Below are 20,119 nucleotides of genomic sequence, written 5' to 3'. Positions count from 1 at the left end.
ACGCAACTATTTCCGAAATTAACCAGTCGTTTACCGAAACCGGGATGGTTACTGCAAGCTTAACGCGCTATACTTACTTACCTCTTGATGCTAATCAACTCAGCCAGCATGTCGTCTGCTGTTGTGATTATCTTTGATGCCGCGGAGTAAGCCCGCTGCGTTGTAATCAAACCTGTGAATTCCGTAGACAAGTCCACCGCCGAAGCCTCAAGAGTCGAGGGGCTCAGCAAACCCGACCCGCCGACACCCGGCGATTTCAGGTTAAACGTGCCGGAATCGCGCGACATGATGTAGGAGTTGCCGTTGACCGGGATCAGACCGTCCGGATTAACGAAGGTCGCCAGAGCCACCTGCGCGATATTGCGGGTCACGCCATTATCATAAATGGCGGTGACAATGCCGTCTTTTGAGACCTGCACGGTGGCGAGGTTACCAAAGGCCGTACCGTTAGTAACCACAGACTGCACGATCGATGTCGAGTTAAGCTGGGTCAGACCCGCCGTGGCATCTTCCAGATCAAGGGAGATGGTCTGATCATCGACCCCCAGAATATCCTTCCAGCGCGGCGTGCCCGCGGTACCGGAAGCGCCTATGGTAAGGGTCGAGTTATAAGGCGTACCAAACAGGGTTGAGTTGGCGGTATCCAGACGACCGTCCTGGGTAAAGGTCAAGGTCCCTCTGGCCAGTTGTCCGGCGGGCGCCCCCGTCGTGATGTCGTCCGACACCATTTCAGCGTACCAGGTGTTGGCGGTTTCCGATTTCAGCAGACGCATAGTGATATTGCGCTGACCGCCTTTGGAATCCGACACCGGAATGGAGATTTCAAAGTCGGGCTCAACGCCTGTGCCCGCGTCAATATCATATACAGCCATCGAATTGGTGGCTGAGGTAGCATCGTAACGCGTAGCCACCGGTGCCGCGGTAAATGTCCCCGCCGCATCGACCGTGCCGACGCGTGCCGACAGGGCCTGACCATCGGACAGGTTGGCGTTGACGACGACGCGGGTCGTCGCTTCGGCCGCACCACCGACGCTTGAGACGTTGATTGAGCCCAGCTTTGACATATCCGATGGGTCAGTGACCACATTGCCGAGCGCATCGACCGGCCAGCCCTGGAGATAATAGCCCGACGCGTTTTGCAGATAGCCATATTTGTCGACCGCGAACGAACCGGCGCGGGTAAACAGACGGGTATCGGAATTGGTCAGATTTTCCGATTTTTCCGTCACCACGAAAAAGCCCTGACCGTCGATGCCTAGGTCCATGTCAGAGTTCGTGCGCTGCAACAGGGCCGGGCTGGAAATCTGCTGGCGCGTATCGGCGATGACACCCCCGGCGCTGTAGCCGCCCGAACTTGAACTGTCAGTGACTATGGCGGAGAAATTGGTGGCCACGCGCTTATAGGCTGTGGTGTTGACGTTGGCGATGTTGTTGGAAATCGCCGCCAGAGCCGTCGAATTTGCCGCCAGCCCCGAAACCCCGGCCAGCATGGCACTGTTGATACTCATCAGTTTTCTCCGTTACTTATATTGTGAGCGCATTCCGAAACGTGTGACGCGGTTTTCGTAACCAATGCGCGTAAAACTATATTGGTCTGAACATTGGTCATCAGGCTGCCGCAGCCTCCTTGACCGACAGGATTTTGTAGAAGGGTACGCGGTTGTCGCCGATGGTCAGGATGATCTCGCCGTTTTCGTATTCGGCGGATTTGACGGTGCCCTTGACCATGACGGTTGAGCCAATCTCCGTACCGGCTGTGTTTTTGGCGGTGACGCTTAAGGTATAGTCGCCGGCCGCCATGGCCTTGCCATTGGAGCCCTTGCCGTCCCACTCAAAGCTGTGACTGCCTTGAGTCTCATTCTCAATGCTCTTGGTGTAGACGATATCGCCGTTAGAATTTTTGACGGTCAGGAGCGTACTGGCGACATTACCGTCGAGCTTATAGTCCCATGACGTCCCCGAACCGCTGGCCGTTATGGTGGCGGTGTCATGCTCAGCGCTGACGTCCTTGCCGATATAGTTGACGGCGGTCGTCATGCTGTCGCCGCCCTGATTGGCGATGGTGGCCAGATATTCGTTGGATTGAAGTTGTTGTTCGACACTGGTGTACTGAACCAACTGGTTCGTCCACTCGGTCGTATCCATCGGCGACAGCGGATCCTGATTTTTGATCTGGGCCGTCAGCAGCGACAGAAACGTCTCATAGGTTGACGCAAGCCCCGTCGATCCCGCCGCCGCCGTTGTATTGGTCGGCGTGCTTTGGGTCGAAAGATAATCGGTAATGCTGGTTGCCATAGCCTGTTTCCTAAACCCTTACATTGAGCGCGATACGCCCGCCCATACTGTCAAAGCCATCCATGCCCGGCAGCCAGTTGCTCCCTGACAGATCATCTGCCGTATCTTCGGTCTGTGAAAACTGCGCACTGGCCGCCGAGGCCGTCACGGCGGACTGATCCGCTTTATCGCGGCCGGAATCACGCCCCGACTGCTGCGGGTTCTGATCGCGCGAAGAGAAGCTCAAAGACCCGTCTTCGAGATTAAACCCCGACTGTTCCAGTTGCCGGCGCAGTTCGTCCTGACGGCCGCGGAACTCGCTCTCAGCCACCGGGCTGTCGAAGCTCAAGTGCGCCGACAGCTTACCGTCGGTATTGATTTCCATACGGACATCGACCCGGCCCATGTCACTTGGGCGCAGTTCCATGTCAAAGCGCATCGACTTGCCGTCCATTTTCTTCTGAATATTGGCGGCCAGTGCGGCGATATTGTCCGCCGTCTGGTTTGACATGACATAGACCTGAGCCGTGGCGGCGCTTGATGCACTTGATGCCGCCGTGGCGCCGTTCAGCCGCGCCGACAAATTATTGACCAGAGCCTGAGCCTCGCTCTGCGAAGTCGGCACCTGAGACGCTTGCGCGGTTGCCACCGCCGGTTGGGCCAGTTCATCCGCAGCAGACGCGACCGCCGTCATATCCTTGACGGCGCTTAAGGCAGGATCGACCGATGTATCTGCATCCTTGGCGGTCAGGGTTTGCGCATCCGCAGAGGTTCCGGCAAAGGCCTTATCCATTAGGCTTTGGCTGTTGGACTCAGCCGAGGTGGGTTTCGGGATTGCGGGTTTTGCCTGACCATTCGCCGGGTTAGCCGTCGCCTGCAACAGGGCCTGAAGCTCTGGCGGCAGGGTTTTCAGCAAGGCCTCAAGATCGGCGTCGGTTGGCGGGGTTTCTGCGGCATCGGCAGACTTAATCTCAGTAAATTGGGCTTCATCAGATTGTGCCAGTTGCGCCGCCATCAACGCCGCCGCCAGGTCAAGCGCAGGCACGGCGGCCGTGGGTTTTGCCGCCTCTGTCGCGCTAGCGTCTGACGGCTTTGAGTTTTGCGCCGCGTTCAGGGGGGCCATCAGCGCCTGAACCACAGGCGACTGCGCTACGGTCGCGGCGGCAGAGTCATCGGCAGTGAGGGTCAGGTCAGGAGTTTGGCCCAAAGCCTGGTCTATCGTCTTATCCAGAGTCGGGCGTGTTTCCAGTCCGCCCTCGCCACTCACCTGAGTTTCAGCATATATGGCCTGAGCCAAAAGCTCGACCGAAACCGGCGATGCCGATACCGGGGCTACCGCTGGCACAGCGACGCCGTCCACAGATACCAGGACTGGGGGCGCGCCTTCGGGCGTTGAGGGCGTATCCGTCGCGGCCTTTACCGATGTGTCGGTCGAATCGCTTTCAGCCGTTTGGGTTTGCAGGGCCTGATCAAAGCGCGACTTGATGCCAGCCTGCTCAGCGTCTGACAGGCTCTGCCCGCCCGCGGACGATGCCGCATCGGCAGAGGTCATAGCCCCCGGCAGGATCAGATTGTGCGCGTCAAACGACATGAACGGCTCTTTAAAAGCGGAAATATTCCGGCAAAGACCATCACCCACATTCAGCCGTGACGGACCATTTTTCTCAGAGCGCGTTTTGCGCAAGGTTTAGGTCACTGCCGTAGCAAGCGTCAGGCCAGATTTAAAATCATTGTTTTTATTGAATTTTTATACGAAACACATGGGATGCGTTCTGATCAGTTTCTTCCCGGTGCGGCCAAATCTGCCGCCTTGACCGGCATCATTCCTGCCTAGCACGAGGTGGAGGCACGCCGCCAAACCGCCCGCGCAAAGCGCCCCGCATCATACCTTTATAAGCTTGGCACCTAACTTGCGACAGCCATGCCAACACATGGTTTTCGCTCAAGGCGGATTTTGGTATCTATATGAAAAACAACAGGTTTTCATTTTGGCCCGTATCTTCAGTTAGGCAGAAATTGCCTGATGATGCGCAGGCTTTGCCTAAAGACGGGCCATCGGCGTGCGCGCGCTTTGGTTACGGAGGCTAGGTCATGTCGCTTTCAAACATCCTGAATATCGGTGTTTCGGGCCTGATTACGGCCCAGAACCAGTTGAGTATTGTCTCGGACAATATTTCTAACCTCAATACACCGGGCTATATCCGTAAGAAACTTGAGCAAAACGCGGCCACGGTTAACGGCGTTGGTGCCGGGGTGACCACCGGTCAGGTTAATCTGTCGACCAGCACTTATCTGCAGAGCGCCTCGCTCAAGGCTACCTCAGCCTCGGCTCAGGCCCAGGCCTATTACGAATTGCTGGATCAAATTCAGGGCCAGTTCGGCGACATCAGCGAAGCCGGCAATGTCTTTAATTTGGGCGATGAAATCTTCACCACCTTCGCCAAGGCCGCCGAAAGCCCGCAATCGACCGCCAGCCGTCAGGAAATCGTCACTAATCTGGAAAACTTCCTCGATGAGACGGCGCGTATCGCCGACCAGATTCAGACGATCCGCAAGGATGCGGATTCGCGCATTTCATCGGGCGTCAAATCGGTCAACGACCTTCTGAAAAACATCAGTCAGTTGAACGGCGTCATCTCACAGGCCTATGTCACCGGCGGCGACGCCTCCGGCGCTCAGACCACCCAGTCGCAATATATGGATGAACTGTCCAAGCTGATCGACGTCGGTGTCTCATCGAACGGCACGGGCGGCGTGACCTTACGCACCCAGTCGGGGTTTAATCTGGTCACCAAGGACTCTTACGCGACCTTAAGCTACCAGTCCGCCGGCAATGTCGATGCCGACACGACCTTCAATTCAATCTATGTCACCGGCCCTGACGGCGAAAAGCGCGACTTTGGCGACCATCTGGGCAGCGGCGAGCTTAAGGGCCTGACTGATCTGCGCGACGATACCTCGGTCAAGATTTCCGAGCAACTCTCCGAATATGTCTCGGCCTTTGCCGATCAGTTGAACGCCGCCCATAATGCCGCCAGCGCCGTACCGGCCCCGACCGCACTTAATGGCAAGGCAACCGACCTGACCCTGGCCGAAGCCGCCACCGGCTTTACCGGTACCACCAATCTGGTGGTCACCAATTCATCCGGTGTCATCCAGCGCCGGGTCGAACTGAACATGACCGCAGGCACCTGGACCGCCTATAATGCGGCGGGGGCGGCCGTTGGCACGGGCGGCTATGCCCCGGCAACCTTTGATACCGACATCACCGCCGCCATGGGCGGCTATGGCACGGTCAGCTTCACCAATGGTCAGTTAAGCGTTGCCGCCAGCCAGACCGCACCGGGTTCCGCCGGAAACGGCATTGCGGTCGTTGAGCCTGACACGGGTGCTTCAGCCAAAAATGGCCGATCTTTTTCGCACTATTTCGGCCTAAACGACCTGATCACTTCCTCGGGTCATACCCAATACGATACCGGCCTGACCTCGACCTCCAACCATGGCTTTACCGCCGGCGATACCATCCGCTTTGACCTGCGCGAAGCCAATGGCTCCATTCTGGCCAAGGTCGATTTCCAGATACCGGCCGGCACGCAGATGAGCGATCTGCTGACTGCGCTCAATTCAACCACCACCGGCGTCGGCTCCTATGGTCAGTTTGCGCTGTCATCCGAAGGTGAATTGCAATTCACCGGCTACGGCACCCCGTCAAACAAACTGAGTGTTTTGTCGGATCAGTCCTCGCGCCTAAATGCCGGGGGCGCATCGCTCACAGAATTTTTCGGCGTCGGCGGCACACCCGCCACCCGCATAGGCACGTTTTCCGTTAGCGACCGCATCTCCAATAATCTCTATAATCTGTCGATGGCGCAGGTTGACCTGTCGGCCCCGGCGGGTGAATCGGCCCTGGTCAGCGGCGACGGCGACGGCGCGCTGTTGATGTCCAAGATCGGCGACGCCACCTATAATTTTAATAAAGCCGGCTATTCCGGCGTCGGTCTGTCGTCCCTGTCGCGCTACGCCTCTGACCTTGCCGGCCAGATCGGCACCCTGGCCTCTTCCGCTGAAAAGCGCCGCGATTCCGCCGAAGCGTTGTCGAGCGAGGCCACGGCCCGGCGCTCTTCGGTCGAAGGGGTCAATCTGGATGAAGAATTGGTCAATCTGACCACGTTCCAGCAGGCCTATAACGCCTCATCCCGCGTCATTCAAACCGCTAAGGATATGTACGATATCCTGCTTAATCTGGTGTAAGTCATGAGAATCTCAACCGGCCAAAGCTGGAACAATGCTTTATCGAACCTGATGCAGGCGCAAGCACGCCAAAATCAGGCCAATGAGCAGGTTCAAACCCAAAAGGTCGCTACCGACCTTGGCGGCTATGGCCGCTCATCGGAAATCGTGGCCTCCTACCAGTCGTCAATCACCCGCATTGACGGCTATCTGAGCGTCAACCAGACGGTGGGCGATCGCCTCAATACTCAGAACCTGGCGCTGGAACGTGTAGGCGAAGGGGCCGAAGGGGCGCGCCAGACCATTCTCGATGCGCTCTCTAACGGCACCGCCAACACCATGATGCAGGCCCTCAATTCCGATTTTGCCGCTGTCGTCGATGGCCTGAACTTCAAGCATCAGGGCCAGTACCTGTTTGCGGGCGGCAAGGATGACACCGCCCCGGTCAATGTCTCGACCATGGCTCAGGCGGCGGCGCTGACCAATGTCGCAGACGCGTTCGATAACGGGACGATTAAAAAAAGCTCCCAGATCGACGCCACCACCAGTCTGCAAACCGGTATGCTGGCCAGCGATCTCGGCACCGAAGTCATGCAGATCTATAAGGATCTTTATGACTATCACGCGTCGGCTAACGGCCCGCTGGATGGTGAACTTAATGACGCTCAGCAGACCTTCCTGAGCGGCATCGCGTCGCGCTTTGCCACCGCCTATAGTAATGTGCTGGAATCGACCTCGCTCAACGGCACCTATCAGAACCGGGTCGAAAATGCCGCCACATCGTTGACGGCCCAATCAACCTCATTGCAGGGCCTGTTGGCCGATCGCACCAAAGTCGATCTTGCCGAGGCCTACACCAAGCTTGAGATGGCGACCGTGTCGGTCAATGCCTCGGCTCAGGTTGTTGCTAACCTCAAGCAAACGACCTTACTGGATCTGCTGCGGTAGGGCCTATACCCTCACCGCCTCCACCATCAGATCCATGCCCTCTGCGATGTCCTCGGCCATGGCGGTGCGGGCGGTGTCGGCATCGCGGGCAGCAAAGGCACCGATCAGTTCCTGATGGTGATCGCGAGGCAATTGCACCGTGCCGAGCTTATTGAACACCACCCGCATAAACGGCCCGGTTTGCAGCCACAGGGTGCGCGCCATATCGTAAAACAGGTCGGCATGAGCCGCCTTGTAGATATGGAAATGAAAGGCGTGATTGGCCTTCATATAGCCTTCGACATCGCCTTTGGAGAGCGCGACCATCAGGGTATCGTCTTCTTCCTTAAGCGTATCGACCAACTCCGGCGTCGCCTTGATCGCCGCGATCGCCGCCAGTTCCGGCTCGACCCAGGAGCGGGCCTTAGCCAGTTGATGCAGGCGATCTTCAGACAAGGACGGCACCCGCAGGCGTTTATTTGACGGCTGCAACTCCAGCGCTTTTTCGGCGATCAGACGGCGCACAGCTTCGCGCACCGGCATGGGCGATACATTTAGCCCGCTGGCAAGTGTGCGCAGCGACACTGACTGTCCCGGCGCGAAAACACCTTCGGTCAGGGCTTCGGCCAGGGCGTCATAGACCTGATCGTGGAAGGAGGCGTCGTCGGCCTTTAGCAAATATGAACTCAACGCTTCCACAGCCAAAACTGATCTCCTGTAGCGGAACATGATTGCGGAACCGGTTCAGATGTGATCACAATCGCCTGCCGCCTGACTCATAGTGTCACATGTTTTACCACCCCGTCATCAGGGATTTTTCGTATAATGGATAATCTCAGCCCCAACCTGCCGTCGCCCGAAGCGCTCGACAGCTTTTGGATGCCCTTTACCCCCAACCGGCAGTTCAAGGCCCAGCCGCGGCTGTTGGTGTCGGCCAATGACATGCACTACCAAAGCCATGACGGGCGTCAGATTCTGGATATGACGGCGGGCATATGGTGCTCCAACGCCGGCCATAACCGTCCGAAAATCGTTGAGGCCATTCAGAAGCAGGCGGCGGAGATGGACTTCGCCCCGACCTTCAACATGGCCCACCCCAAGGTCTTTGAGTTTACCCATAAGCTGTCCAAGCTTTTGCCCTATGACCTCAAGCGGGTGTTCCTGACCAATTCGGGGTCAGAATCCGCCGATACGGCGCTCAAGATCGCCCTGGCCTATCAGCGCGCGCGCGGCATGGCAGGTAAGGTGCGGCTGATCGGGCGGGAGCGGGCCTATCACGGCGTCGGCTTTGGCGGCATCAGCGTCGGCGGCATCCCTAAAAACCGATTATTTGGCCCGCTGCTGAACGGCGTTGACCACCTGCCCCACACCTATCAGCCTGAACTTGGCCGCTTTATCAAGGGCGAACCGGAGCATGGTCTGGACTCTGCCGAAGCGCTGGAGCGGATCATCACCCTGCATGACGCCTCAACCATCGCCGCCGTGATTGTCGAACCCGTGGCCGGATCGACCGGGGTTCTGGTGCCGCCGAAGGGCTATCTGAAACGCCTGCGCGAAATCTGCGATAAACACGACATTCTGCTGATTTTCGATGAGGTCATCACCGGCTTTGGGCGATTGGGCGCGGCCTTCGGGGCCGACTATTTCGGCGTGCGGCCCGACATCATGTGCATGGCCAAGGGCATCACCAATGCGGCCGTGCCAATGGGGGCGGTCGCCGTATCGAACCGCATCTATGACACCTTTATGCAGACCAGTGAGACACCGATTGAGCTGTTCCACGGCTATACCTATACCGGCCACCCTCTGGCCTGTGCGGCGGGGATTGCGACCTTAGAGACCTATGCTGAAGAAGGCCTGTTTGCGCGCGCTGCCGATATGGCCCCCTACTGGCAGGAGGCGATCCATTCCTTAAAAGATGCCCGTCATGTCATTGATATCCGCAATCTGGGTTTGATCGGCGGGATCGAGCTTGAACCGCGCGCAGGTGCCGCGACCGCGCGGGCGATGGAGGTGTTCAACAAAGCCTTCGATGCCGGACTTCTGATCCGCGTGACAGGTGACATCATCGCCATGTCCCCGCCGCTGATCCTTGAGAAATCCCATATAGATCAGGCGGTGGAGATACTGCGGAAAGTTCTATCGGAGACGGAATAGGCCGTGAAATTATCGTTCAGACGCTTTGCTATAAAGCGGCGTAAACCCTATAAACGCTATCTAAAGCATAGGTTCACAGTCAACTCTGCATCAGGGGCAGATCGGTTTGTATTCCGAACACCAGATGCTGGTTACCAAACTTGGGAGCTAAGGCATGGGTTCTTCTTACCGCAGAACGCACCTATTCCCGGTTACTATGAACGTGAACTATCTTCGGCTTATCAAATCTGTGATCATAGCCGAGGGTTCTTCCCCGGAAAGTTTGCGGCCAAAGTATACTGAGCGAAGGCGCATAGCCGAAGCGAGGGACTTTGGGGCGAGGTCTATAGCTGGTCGGATTTATATAACGCCGGAAACAGCTTGACCCACGCGCCGGTGACAATCAGCGAGCCGATCCCGCCAAACAGCGCCGCCCCGACCGGCCCTAAGAACCGCGCGGCCACACCGGATTCAAACTCTCCTAACTCATTGGACGCGCCGATAAACAGGTAGGACACCGACGCCACCCGCCCGCGCATGTAATCCGGCGTGACGATCTGCACCAGGGTCCCGCGCACATAGACGCTGACCATATCGGCCGCCCCCAGCACCACCAGGGCTGCGACCGACACCCAAAAGCTTTGGGAAATACCGAATATGATGGTGCAAATCCCAAATATCGCTACCCCGCCATACATCCACTTACCGGCATGACGCCGGATCGGGCGCCGCGCCAGCCAGGCCGCCGTGGCCATGGCACCTACCGCCGCGGATGACCGTAAAATACCGTAGCCTTCCGGCCCGACATGCAAAACGTCCTTGGCAAAAATCGGCAGCAGGGCCGTCGCCCCGCCCAGCAAAACCGCAAACAGATCCAGTGACAAGGCCCCCAGCACGACCTTATTGGTCCAGATGTAGCTCAGGCCTTCCCTGACCATTTCCATCTTGGAACCGCCCGCATAGTCCGGCTGGGTATTGGCCTTGATGTTGAGGATGATAATGCCTGCAATCACGAAAAGCACTGCACTGACGCCGTAGGCAAAGCCGGTCGAAGCCGCCACCAGCATGCCCCCGAGCGCTGGCCCCAGCACCCCGCCGACCTGAAACGACAGGGAATTGATGGCGATCGCCTTGGGCAGCATGTCGCGCGGCACAATCATCGGCCCGATGCTGGAACCGGCGGGGGCGATAAATGAGCGCGTCACCCCCAGACACGCCGACAGCACAAACAGCGCCCAGAATGGCGAATCCGGTGTCACCGCCAAGGCGAAAAACCCAAGCGCAATCACGGCTTGGGCTGCTATCGTAAAGCCCATCACCTTCTTGCGATCGTATTTGTCCACGACCACACCAGCGGGCAGGGTCGTGATAAACATGGCGATAAACTGACACAGGCCCATCAACCCGACATAGAGCGCCGATTGCCCCACCCCGGTGGTCTCGCGCGCCGTTTCATAGATATGCCAGGCAATCGCCGCCGACTGAGCCGAATAGCTTAGGACCGAAATGAAGCGCGCCAGCAGGAAACTGCGAAAGGCCGGAATTTGCAGCGGCCCTTTGTAGAGCGACGGCGATGGATTGACGGGCGGGATTTCGGCAGGGGGATTTGACACAAAAAAAGTCCCAAAATGGCGGAAACCGGCGCACATTGCGGCTTCCCTAATATGACCGGAGGTCTTACACCAAGCCTCATGTCAAATACACAGAAATGTCTCACCGATCCCGTTCAGTTAACGCAAGCCCTGATCCGCCGACCGTCCGTCACCCCCGCCGACGAAGGGGCGATGGATGTGGTGCAGGGCTGGCTTGAGGATCTGGGGTTTAGCTGCACGCGCCTTAAGTACGCAGAGATCGAAAACCTCTATGCGCGGCGGGGTTCGGCCTCTCCCAATCTGTGTTTTGCCGGTCATACCGATGTGGTGCCAGATGGCGAGCGCGCCGGTTGGCGCTGCGATCCCTTTGCCGGTGAGATCAAAGACGGCATCCTGACCGGACGTGGTGCGGTCGATATGAAGGGCGGCATTGCCGCCTGGATCGCCGCAGTGGCGCGGCTTGAAAACACCCCCGGTTCGTTGTCATTTCTGATCACCGGCGACGAAGAAGGGGTGGCGACCGATGGCACGGTCAAGGTCGTTGAGTGGCTGAAAACACAGGGCGAAGTTATCGATCATTGCATCGTCGGTGAGCCGACCTCATCGGCAGTGTTAGGTGACATGATCAAGGTCGGTCGGCGCGGCTCGATCAACGCCACGATCACCGTGACGGGTAAGCAGGGTCATGTCGCCTACCCACAGCGGGCGCTCAATCCGGTGCCGGTACTGGTCGATATCATGCAAGTGCTGAACGCGCGGGTATTGGATGAGGGCTATGAGCGGTTTTTGCCGTCAAACCTTGAAATCACCACCTTTGATGTCGGCAATGCCACCACCAACCTCATCCCGCAAAAGGCCACCGGCCGGGTCAATATCCGCTTTAATCCGACCCATTCGGGGCAATCTCTGGCCGACTGGATGCGCGGCGTGTGCGATGAATTTGCGCACAAAACGGGAGCTCAGGTCGAGTTCAAACCGACCATATCAGGTGAAGCCTTCCTGACCGAAGGCGGGCCGTTTGTGGAGGTGATCTTAAGCGCGATCCGTGAGGTTCTAGGGACTGACGCCGATCCATCGACGACCGGCGGCACGTCCGACGCGCGCTTTATCCGCAGCCTGTGCCCCGTCGTCGAGTTTGGTCTGGTCGGCCAGACCATGCATCAGGTCAATGAATCTACGCCTGTTGCCGACCTTGAAAACCTGACCCGCGTTTATCAGCGTTTGATCGAGCTATATTTCGCGCGGTTCGCCGCCTAAGAACTCCCCCCTGTTGCAGGGGGAGCTTTTATTTGATGAAAACGTCAAATAAAAGAGGGGGTAATTACCCCCGCCCTATATCGAACTGCGCCCCTCAAAATCCGGCTCCGCCTCATAGGTCACATGGGTCAGGAACAGGCCTTCCGGCGGAGCAACCTGCCCGCACGCCGTGCGGTCTTTCGCCTCTAACGCTGTCTTCACATCGTCAATATCCCAGCGCCCGATGCCGACCTCCGCCAACGTCCCGACCATCGAGCGCACCTGACGATGCAGGAATGAGCGCGACGCAAACACCAGATGCACCTCATCGCCGACGCGGGCGACACGGGCAATATCCAGTGTCTTAATGGGCGATTTCGCCTGACATTCTACATGGCGGAAAGTGGTAAAATCATGCAGCCCGATCAGAGCTTTCGCTGCCGTCTGCATGGCAACCGCATCCAGCGGTTTCTTGACATGCCACACCCGCCCCAGATCAAGTGCTGGCGGCGCACGGCGATTAAGGATACGGTACAGATACATCCGCCCGGTCGCTGAAAACCGCGCCGAGAAATCGTCTGGCACCTTAGCGGCCTCCAGCACCGACACCGGCTCCCCCATGAGGTGGGCATTGAGCGCATTGGCGACGACCTCACCGCGATAGGTTTTCTCTAAATCAAACGTCACCACCTGCCCGGTGGCATGGACGCCGGTATCGGTCCGCCCCGCAGCCGTCAGCCGCAGGCGTTCACCGGAAAATTTGAAGATCGCCGCCTCTATAACCCCCTGCACGGTCGGCAAGTTTTCTTGCGCCTGAAAGCCTTTATAGGGCCGGCCATCATACTCAATAAGGCAGGAATAACGCGGCATTAATTCAGACGATCCCCGACCTTCAAGCCCGCACCATTCAGAAACGACAGCGTATCCTGCGCGCCCTTGCCTTCGCGTTGGACGCGCAGCAATTCGATCACGCCGTCGCCGGTCGCGATGCTAAGTCCATTGCCAACAAAGGTTCCGTCGGGCTGATCTGTGGTCATGTCCGATACCCGCGACATCAGAACCTTTAATCGTTGCGGACCCTTGGGCGTTTCCAGCTCACACCAGGCACCGGGAAACGGCGACAGACCGCGTATGTGATAATCCAGGTCTCTGGCCGAACGGTTCCAGTCGATGCGCGCCTCAGCGGGCGTGATCTTGGCGGCATAGGTAACCTTGCCAACCTGCTCAGTGCCCGCGGCCCCGCCCCGTTCAATCGCCGCCAGCGCCACCGGCAACAATGCAGCACCCGTGTGGGCCAGCTTATCGTGCAGGGTCTGGGCCGTGTCATCGGGAGTGATTTCGACGCGTCCGGACAATATGATCGGGCCTTCGTCCAGGCCCTCACTCATGCGCATGACCTGCACGCCGGTATAGGCATCGCCCGCCATGATCGCGCGTTGAATGGGGGCCGCGCCGCGCCAGCGCGGTAGTAACGACGCGTGCAGGTTAAAACACCCAAGACGCGGGTGATCGATCACAGCTTTTTTCAGAATCTGACCATAGGCGACGACGATACAGGCATCGATATCCAGCGCCTGAAACTCAGCAATGGCATCCAGCGATTTCATCGATGCGGGCGTGCGCACTTCGATGCCCAGACTTTCGGCGAAAGCATGAACGGGCGACGGTGACAATTGCTGGCCACGGCCCTTGGGCTTTGGCGGCTGAGAATAGACGCACACGACCTCATGACCTGACGCCACCAGTTCGGCCAGGGCCTTCACCGCAAACTCAGGCGTTCCCATGAAAGCTAATTTCATCACGCGTCCTCAAAACAAAAAGCGCACCGTTAAGATGCGCTTCTTTGGAATATATTGTGCTGCGGATCAAGGCTTATGCAGCGCGCTTAAGCTTCTTGACCTTGGTGATAGCACGGTCGCGCTTAAGCTTGGACAGATGGTCGATAAACAGCACGCCGTTCAGGTGGTCCATCTCATGCTGGATGCAGGTCGCATAAAGGCCGTCGGCATCTTCGATAATCTCTTCGCCCTGATAGTTCAGATACTTGATCTTGACGCGCGCCGGACGCTCCACCTCATCATAGACTTCCGGCACCGACAGACAGCCCTCATCATAGGGTGCCGTCTCTTCCGACGCCCAGACAATTTCCGGGTTCACGAAATAGCGCGGCAGCTTTTCTTCGTTTTCCTGAAGGTCCATGACGATGATGCGGATCGGCTCACCGATCTGGATCGCCGCCAGGCCAATGCCGGGGGCATCGTACATGGTTTCCAGCATGTCATCCATCAGGGTGCGCAACGCATCCGTCACGCCGCCTTCGACGGGCTTGGATATCTGCTTCAGCAGAGGATTAGGAACGGTTATGATTTCACGTATGGCCATAGCGTAAAAATAAGGATCGCGCCGCATAACGTCAAGCGGTGTTCATTCCACCGATGACGATTCCAGTTTATTCAATAGCTTAGTTTGCACTTCAAGCTGGTTTAACTCCGGCAAGGTCTTGCCTTCGTGGTCTACGCTTAAATCCTCGAACCGGCGCGCCTGGGTCAGAACCTTGGTCTCCAGCGATCCCACGAACTGATTATATTTGCCAACCGCGGTATTCAGTGACTTGCCCAGATCGGCGACATGCCCCCCCATGACCGACAGGCGCGCATAAAGCTCACGACCCAGTTCGGCCACGGACTGCGCGTTTTTCATCTGATCTTCGACACGCCAGCCATAGGCCACCGCCTTACACAGCGCAAACAGGGTTGTGGGCGTCACAATAATGACCTTACGGTCCATAGCTTCATTCATCAGGTTCGGCAGCCGCTCCAGCGCCGAGGCCAGAAAGCCATCGCCGGGAATAAACATGGCCACAAAATCGGGCGAAGCGTCCTTAAATTGATCCCAATAGGCTTTCTGTGACAGGTCACGGACATGGGTTTGCAGGGCGCGGGCATGGCGCATCAGGTGCATTTCGCGCGCCTCATCGTCAACCGCTTCCATCGCCTCAAGAAAGGCGGTCAGATTGACCTTGGCATCAATGACAAACACCCCGCCGGGCAGTTTCACGGTCACATCGGGCCGCCGACGCCCTTCTTCGGTGTCAAGATTATGCTGCTCAGTAAAATCAAAGCGCGTAAGCCCTGCCGCCTGCAACACATTGCGCAGGGTCTCCTCACCCCACCGGCCCTGAACGCCCGCGCCGCGCCGCAAGGCATTGGCCAGCTTCGCCGTCACGTCACGCGTGGCGGTAGACGCCGTCATCAGATGTTCGATCTGTTGTTTCAGACCGCCGGTGTCCTTATGACGGTTTTCTTCCATGGCTTTAACCTGAGCCTCAAAGCGCGTGAGCGTTTCCGACACCGGTTTTAAGCTGGAATCCATACGCTCCAGCGCCAGCTTTTCACGCGCCACAAACGATTCTTCGGCACGTTTCAGCAACCCGTCCGCCGTCTGCTCCATCGCCTGAAATGACGCCGCCTTGAAATGCTCGCTCATCGCCGCCTTGGCGTCTTCTAGGTTTCGTGCCCGCTCCTTGACCTGCGCCAATTCGCCGATGGCCGACAGCAAACTGTCGTTCAGGTCTTCGTTTTTAGCGCGCAAACGCCGGTTGTCAGCCACGCTGACATACCATCCGCCCGCAAAGGCCAGCGTGACCACGATAAGAATCACGGGTAAAATAATTTCGTTCATGTTACGTTCTTATTTGATTTTTCCTGATATTGCAAGCATGGTTAAACGGATTCTGAGTATGGGGCGAATGACAGATGCACACGGCTGAATTTTTAAAGAAGGTCTTTAGCGGCCGCACGCCGTGGACTTATTTTTACGTCTTTCTGATCCCGTTTGTGAACTGGTCGTTCGCCCATGTGCCGTCGATCCCAATGCCCGACGGCGGGGCCTGGCCACCACTGGCGATCGTCACCGGCTTTATTCTGGTGGCGCGCGATTTCGCTCAGCGCGAAGTCGGTCACCACATTTTCGTCGCCGTTTTTATCGGCATGGCGGTGTCGTTTCTGATGGCGCCCCCCGCGATTGCCTTTGCGTCTGCAGCCGCCTTTTTAGTGTCGGAAGTGGTAGACTGGGCGATCTATACGTTCAGCAAACGGCCTTTGTCCGAACGGGTGCTGATATCGTCGGTCGTCGCCGCCCCGCTCGATACCACTCTGTTCTGGGGGTTGGCATCTTTGAGCGCTGAGGCTTCTGGTACATTTACGCCGTTGACGCTTGTGACCGCCGCCGCGTCAAAACTGGTCGGGGCCTATGTTGTCTATCTGCTTTTGAAACAGCGTGAGAAAAAAGCCGCGATCACACAGGAAAAATTGCCGGATTTGTTTTAACTTTCAGCGTTGCTTCCAGCCATTCCATATCGTCGTCGGACAGGCCGAAATGATGACCGGCTTCGTGGATCAGGACATGGCTGACAAGGTGATTGAGGTCCACGCCGGTCTCGATCCATTCCTCTAAGATCGGACGGCGGAACAGGTGGATCATGGCGGGCATATCGCCGGTCATCGCCTCAGTCTCGGCCGGTCGTCCGCTATAAAGGCCAGTCAGTTCAAACGGATCCTCAATGCCCAGATCGGCCAGCAGATCTTCGGCCGCAAAGTCCTCAACGATCAGGATGACATCTTTGAGGTAGCCCGCAAACGGTTCGGGCAGCCTCTTTAAAGCTGCCCGCGCCATAAATTCGATATCATCAAGTGAAGGCGCGGAACCAAACTTCATCTTTTAACTCCGCGCTGAAAATCGTGAGATTTGAGTGGAGTAATAGCTGGCAAGCGACGCGGGTATGATTGATACCCGCAAGCGCTGACCGCGTATTAATCCAGCAAAGACCGCGATTTTCCTAAGAAATGTCTTCAGGGAGACCAACCGCATGAAAGCCCGCATCGACGTGGATGACTTCGCCGGTCGTGGAAAAACCGAGGTCGGACGCCAGCCACAGGGCCGCCCCAGCAACCCCTTCCATTGAGGTTTCTTCCTTCATCAGGGAGAACTGGCCGGACTTTGCGTGCAGGCCGCGACCACCGGAAATGCCGGCCAGCGACAGGGTACGCATGGCCCCGGCTGAGATGGCGTTGGCGCGGATGCCCTTGGGGCCGAGGTCGCGGGCGATGTAGCGGGTTGAGGCCTCAAGCGCCGCCTTGGCCACGCCCATGGTGTTGTAGTTCGGGATGACGCGCTCTGAGCCCAGATAGGTCAGAGTCACCAGCGAGCCACCGTTGGGCATGAGCTCGGCGGCGCGGCGCGATACGTCCACAAACGAAAACGCTGAGACGTTCAGGGCCAGCAGGAAGCCTTCGCGGGTGGTGTTTTCAACGAAGGACCCTTGCAGTTCGTTCTTATTGGCAAAGGCCACCGAATGGATGACGAAATCGATCTCGCCGTAGATTTCTTTAAGCTTGGCAAAGGTTGCGTCCATCGAGGGATCGTTGGTGACGTCACATTCGATCAGGTGCTTGACGCCGATCGAAGCGGCCAAAGGCTCAACCCGGCGCAGCAGGCTGTCGCCCATGTAGGAAAACGCCATGTCGGCGCCTTGCGCTGCCAGTTGCGAGGCAATGCCCCAGGCGATGGACTTGTCATTGGCCACGCCCATGACCAGGCCCTTTTTGCCCTTCATCAGGTCGCCCTTGGGGAATTTCCAGCCATCTTCAGACATGTATAAACCTTTGAATTATAATTACAGATCGGCCTGCGACAGGATCAACGACCCGTTGGTACCGCCAAAGCCAAACGAGTTCGACATGATCGACTCCAGCGCACCGTCACGACGTTCGCGTAAGATCGGCAGGCCTTCAAACGCCGGATCAATCTCATCGATATGGGCCGATTTGGTCGCAAACGATGAGCGCATCATCAGCAGGCAATAGATCGCTTCCTGCGCCCCTGCCGCCCCCAGACTATGGCCCGTCAGAGACTTGGTCGAGGAGATCAGCGGCATGGCCTCACCGAACACGTTTTTGATCGCGCCGATTTCACGCTCATCGCCAATCGGTGTCGAGGTGCCATGCGGGTTGAGGTAGTCGATCTTACGGCCACCCGCCATGTCCAGCGCCATCTTCATGCAGCGCTCAGCGCCTTCGCCGCTTGGGGCCACCATATCATAGCCGTCGGAATTGGCGGCATAGCCGACGATTTCAGCCCAGATATCGGCACCGCGCGCCTTGGCGTGCTCATATTCTTCGAGCACCAGCATACCGGCCCCCCCGGCGATCACAAAGCCGTCGCGGTTTTTATCATAGGCACGCGACGCGACCGAAGGGGTGTCGTTATAACCGCTCGACATGGCGCCCATAGCGTCAAACAGGTTGGATAGCGTCCAGTCCAGTTCTTCGGTGCCGCCGGCAAACATTACGTCCTGCTTGCCCCAGGCGATCTGCTCGGCCGCAGCACCTATGCAATGCACAGAGGTAGCGCAGGCTGATGAGATCGAATAGTTGACGCCGCGGATTTTAAACCAGGTCGCCAGCACGCCCGACGGGCCAGAGCACATGGCTTTGGGCACCGCGAACGGCCCGATGCGCTTGGGCGAGCCCTTTTCGCGGGTGATATCAGCGGCTTCGACGATCGCGCTGGTTGACGGGCCACCGGCACCGAAAATAATGCCGGTGCGGTCATTGGAAATGTCTTTTTCTTCAAGACCCGCCATCGCAATGGCTTGATCCATCGCGATATGGCCATAGGCCAGACCCGGCGACAGAAAGCGGGCAGCGCGACGATCGATCAATTGCGTCCAGTCGCCGATCTTTGGGGCGGCATGAACCTGACACTTAAAGCCGCGATCCTTATATTCCGGAGCGGCTATGATACCGGAGCGGGCTTCACGCAAAGATGCGGTGACCTCATCAGCACCCGTACCAATGGAGGACACAATCCCAACACCCGTTACGACGACTCTACGCATATTCAATTATCCTCGCTGATCCTAAATCAATGCTCAGTTTGAGGGTTAATAAGCAAATTATACCAGATCTTTGGCGTCAAACAGACCGACCCGCAGGCCCGACGCGCTGTAGATCAGTTTGTCGTCGGCATAGACCGAGCCGTCGCCAATACCCATGATCAGCTTACCGGCCATGACGCGCTTCATATCAATCTTATAGGTCACTTTTTTAATGGCTGGCGTCACCTGTCCGGTAAATTTCACGTCGCCTACGCCCAGGGCGCGGCCACGGCCCGGATGGCCCGACCAGCCGAGGAAGAAACCAACCAGTTGCCACATGGCATCAAGGCCCAAACAGCCCGGCATGACCGGATCGCCCAAAAAGTGACAGGCAAAGAACCATTGTTCCGGCGTGATATCCAGTTCCGCTTCGATATAGCCCTTATTGAACGCCCCGCCGTCTTTGGTGATCAGGGTGATGCGATCCATCATCAGCATCGGCGGCGCCGGAAGCTGCGCATTACCATGCCCGTACATCTCACCACGGCCACAGGCCAGCAAAGCTTCATAATCAAACGACGAAGGACGATCGGACATACGGCAATAAGACTCCGGGGGCGGCACCGCACCTGCATCACAGGTTGAGGGCGAACCGCTCAGGTTTGTAAGAACACGAAATGATGCGTTACACGACCGCGCGCGTCGTCTCAACCCTTTTTAGTAAGTGGCAACTTACAATTCCCGCTCAAGCCGCCACCAGCGGCGCGGCCAAGGGGGCGGATGCCCCCGCCCGGCGAGGGACTAAAGTAAAGCTGGATCACTATGGTTTTTATTTAAAATCATAGTG

Annotated in this window: 18 protein-coding genes; 5 read left to right on the top strand and 13 right to left on the bottom strand. The window is 57.6% G+C overall.

All coding sequences use genetic code 11. The features are described from left to right. Positions 1 to 77: 77 nt before the first annotated feature. The 3 genes from OVA03_RS14145 to OVA03_RS14135 form a co-directional block, all read right to left on the bottom strand. The gene (locus tag OVA03_RS14145; protein ID WP_267525687.1) at positions 78 to 1,508 is read right to left on the bottom strand and encodes a flagellar hook protein FlgE; all 1,431 of its coding nucleotides are present in this window, start codon (positions 1,506 to 1,508) and stop codon (positions 78 to 80) included. Positions 1,509 to 1,608: 100 nt separating this feature from the next. Beyond that, positions 1,609 to 2,295, bottom strand: a complete 687-nt coding sequence (locus OVA03_RS14140; protein WP_267525686.1) for a flagellar hook assembly protein FlgD — start codon at positions 2,293 to 2,295, stop codon at positions 1,609 to 1,611. Positions 2,296 to 2,305: 10 nt separating this feature from the next. Next, entirely contained in the window at positions 2,306 to 3,865 is a 1,560-nt protein-coding gene (locus OVA03_RS14135; protein WP_267525685.1) for a flagellar hook-length control protein FliK, read from the bottom strand. A 500-nt stretch (positions 3,866 to 4,365) separates the two neighbouring features. On the opposite strand from OVA03_RS14135, the gene flgK reads away from it, so the two are divergent. Continuing rightward, entirely contained in the window at positions 4,366 to 6,525 is a 2,160-nt protein-coding gene (flgK, locus tag OVA03_RS14130; RefSeq protein ID WP_267525684.1) for a flagellar hook-associated protein FlgK, read from the top strand. A gap of 3 nt (positions 6,526 to 6,528) precedes the next feature. Continuing rightward, positions 6,529 to 7,452, top strand: coding sequence for a flagellin (locus tag OVA03_RS14125; protein ID WP_267525683.1), 924 nt, complete (start codon positions 6,529 to 6,531; stop codon positions 7,450 to 7,452). A 3-nt stretch (positions 7,453 to 7,455) separates the two neighbouring features. Here the strand turns inward: OVA03_RS14125 and OVA03_RS14120 are convergent, their stop codons facing one another. Next, positions 7,456 to 8,160, bottom strand: coding sequence for a GntR family transcriptional regulator (locus OVA03_RS14120; RefSeq protein WP_267525681.1), 705 nt, complete (start codon positions 8,158 to 8,160; stop codon positions 7,456 to 7,458). Between the two features lie 96 nt (positions 8,161 to 8,256). Between OVA03_RS14120 and OVA03_RS14115 the strand changes: the two genes are divergently transcribed. Continuing rightward, a complete protein-coding gene (locus OVA03_RS14115; protein WP_267525679.1) occupies positions 8,257 to 9,588 on the top strand; it encodes an aspartate aminotransferase family protein in 1,332 nt (443 codons plus the stop codon). 323 nt (positions 9,589 to 9,911) lie between these two features. Here the strand turns inward: OVA03_RS14115 and OVA03_RS14110 are convergent, their stop codons facing one another. Continuing rightward, the gene (locus OVA03_RS14110; RefSeq protein WP_267525677.1) at positions 9,912 to 11,180 is read right to left on the bottom strand and encodes an MFS transporter; all 1,269 of its coding nucleotides are present in this window, start codon (positions 11,178 to 11,180) and stop codon (positions 9,912 to 9,914) included. A gap of 78 nt (positions 11,181 to 11,258) precedes the next feature. Here OVA03_RS14110 and dapE point away from each other — a divergent pair, with 78 nt between their 5' ends. Next, complete coding sequence (dapE, locus tag OVA03_RS14105) at positions 11,259 to 12,416, top strand: succinyl-diaminopimelate desuccinylase (protein WP_420710428.1); 1,158 nt, start codon at positions 11,259 to 11,261, stop codon at positions 12,414 to 12,416. A gap of 75 nt (positions 12,417 to 12,491) precedes the next feature. On the opposite strand, the gene truA is transcribed toward dapE, so the two are convergent. The 4 genes from truA to OVA03_RS14085 all read right to left on the bottom strand — a co-directional run bounded on the left by truA (position 12,492) and on the right by OVA03_RS14085 (position 16,076). After that, the gene (truA, locus tag OVA03_RS14100; protein WP_267525674.1) at positions 12,492 to 13,265 is read right to left on the bottom strand and encodes a tRNA pseudouridine(38-40) synthase TruA; all 774 of its coding nucleotides are present in this window, start codon (positions 13,263 to 13,265) and stop codon (positions 12,492 to 12,494) included. After that, positions 13,265 to 14,194, bottom strand: a complete 930-nt coding sequence (gene fmt, locus OVA03_RS14095) for a methionyl-tRNA formyltransferase (RefSeq protein ID WP_267525673.1) — start codon at positions 14,192 to 14,194, stop codon at positions 13,265 to 13,267. The genes truA and fmt overlap by 1 nt, the downstream gene beginning before the upstream one ends. Before the next feature lie 73 nt (positions 14,195 to 14,267). Further along, a complete protein-coding gene (gene def, locus OVA03_RS14090) occupies positions 14,268 to 14,777 on the bottom strand; it encodes a peptide deformylase (protein WP_267527732.1) in 510 nt (169 codons plus the stop codon). Between the two features lie 42 nt (positions 14,778 to 14,819). Further along, positions 14,820 to 16,076 (bottom strand): DNA recombination protein RmuC, encoded by a 1,257-nt coding sequence (locus tag OVA03_RS14085; RefSeq protein ID WP_267525670.1) that lies wholly within the window; start codon positions 16,074 to 16,076, stop codon positions 14,820 to 14,822. Between the two features lie 74 nt (positions 16,077 to 16,150). Between OVA03_RS14085 and OVA03_RS14080 the strand changes: the two genes are divergently transcribed. Next, positions 16,151 to 16,723, top strand: a complete 573-nt coding sequence (locus OVA03_RS14080) for a VUT family protein (protein ID WP_267525668.1) — start codon at positions 16,151 to 16,153, stop codon at positions 16,721 to 16,723. Here the strand turns inward: OVA03_RS14080 and OVA03_RS14075 are convergent. The 4 genes from OVA03_RS14075 to fabA all read right to left on the bottom strand — a co-directional run bounded on the left by OVA03_RS14075 (position 16,692) and on the right by fabA (position 19,869). Next, positions 16,692 to 17,111: a metallopeptidase family protein gene (locus OVA03_RS14075; protein ID WP_267525666.1), complete on the bottom strand. Its 420-nt coding sequence runs from the start codon at positions 17,109 to 17,111 to the stop codon at positions 16,692 to 16,694. The two genes, OVA03_RS14080 and OVA03_RS14075, sit on opposite strands and share 32 nt — an antisense overlap. Before the next feature lie 121 nt (positions 17,112 to 17,232). Next, positions 17,233 to 18,048: an enoyl-ACP reductase FabI gene (locus tag OVA03_RS14070; RefSeq protein ID WP_267525664.1), complete on the bottom strand. Its 816-nt coding sequence runs from the start codon at positions 18,046 to 18,048 to the stop codon at positions 17,233 to 17,235. Positions 18,049 to 18,069: 21 nt separating this feature from the next. Then, on the bottom strand, positions 18,070 to 19,293 hold the full coding sequence (gene fabB, locus OVA03_RS14065; RefSeq protein ID WP_267525662.1) for a beta-ketoacyl-ACP synthase I: 1,224 nt from the start codon (positions 19,291 to 19,293) through the stop codon (positions 18,070 to 18,072). Between the two features lie 57 nt (positions 19,294 to 19,350). Next, positions 19,351 to 19,869, bottom strand: a complete 519-nt coding sequence (gene fabA, locus OVA03_RS14060; protein ID WP_267525660.1) for a 3-hydroxyacyl-[acyl-carrier-protein] dehydratase FabA — start codon at positions 19,867 to 19,869, stop codon at positions 19,351 to 19,353. Between the last annotated feature and the right edge of the window lie 250 nt (positions 19,870 to 20,119).

It is taken from the genome of Asticcacaulis sp. SL142 (assembly GCF_026625745.1).
GTDB lineage: Bacteria > Pseudomonadota > Alphaproteobacteria > Caulobacterales > Caulobacteraceae > Asticcacaulis.
This window is presented reverse-complemented; position numbering and strand designations above follow the sequence as displayed.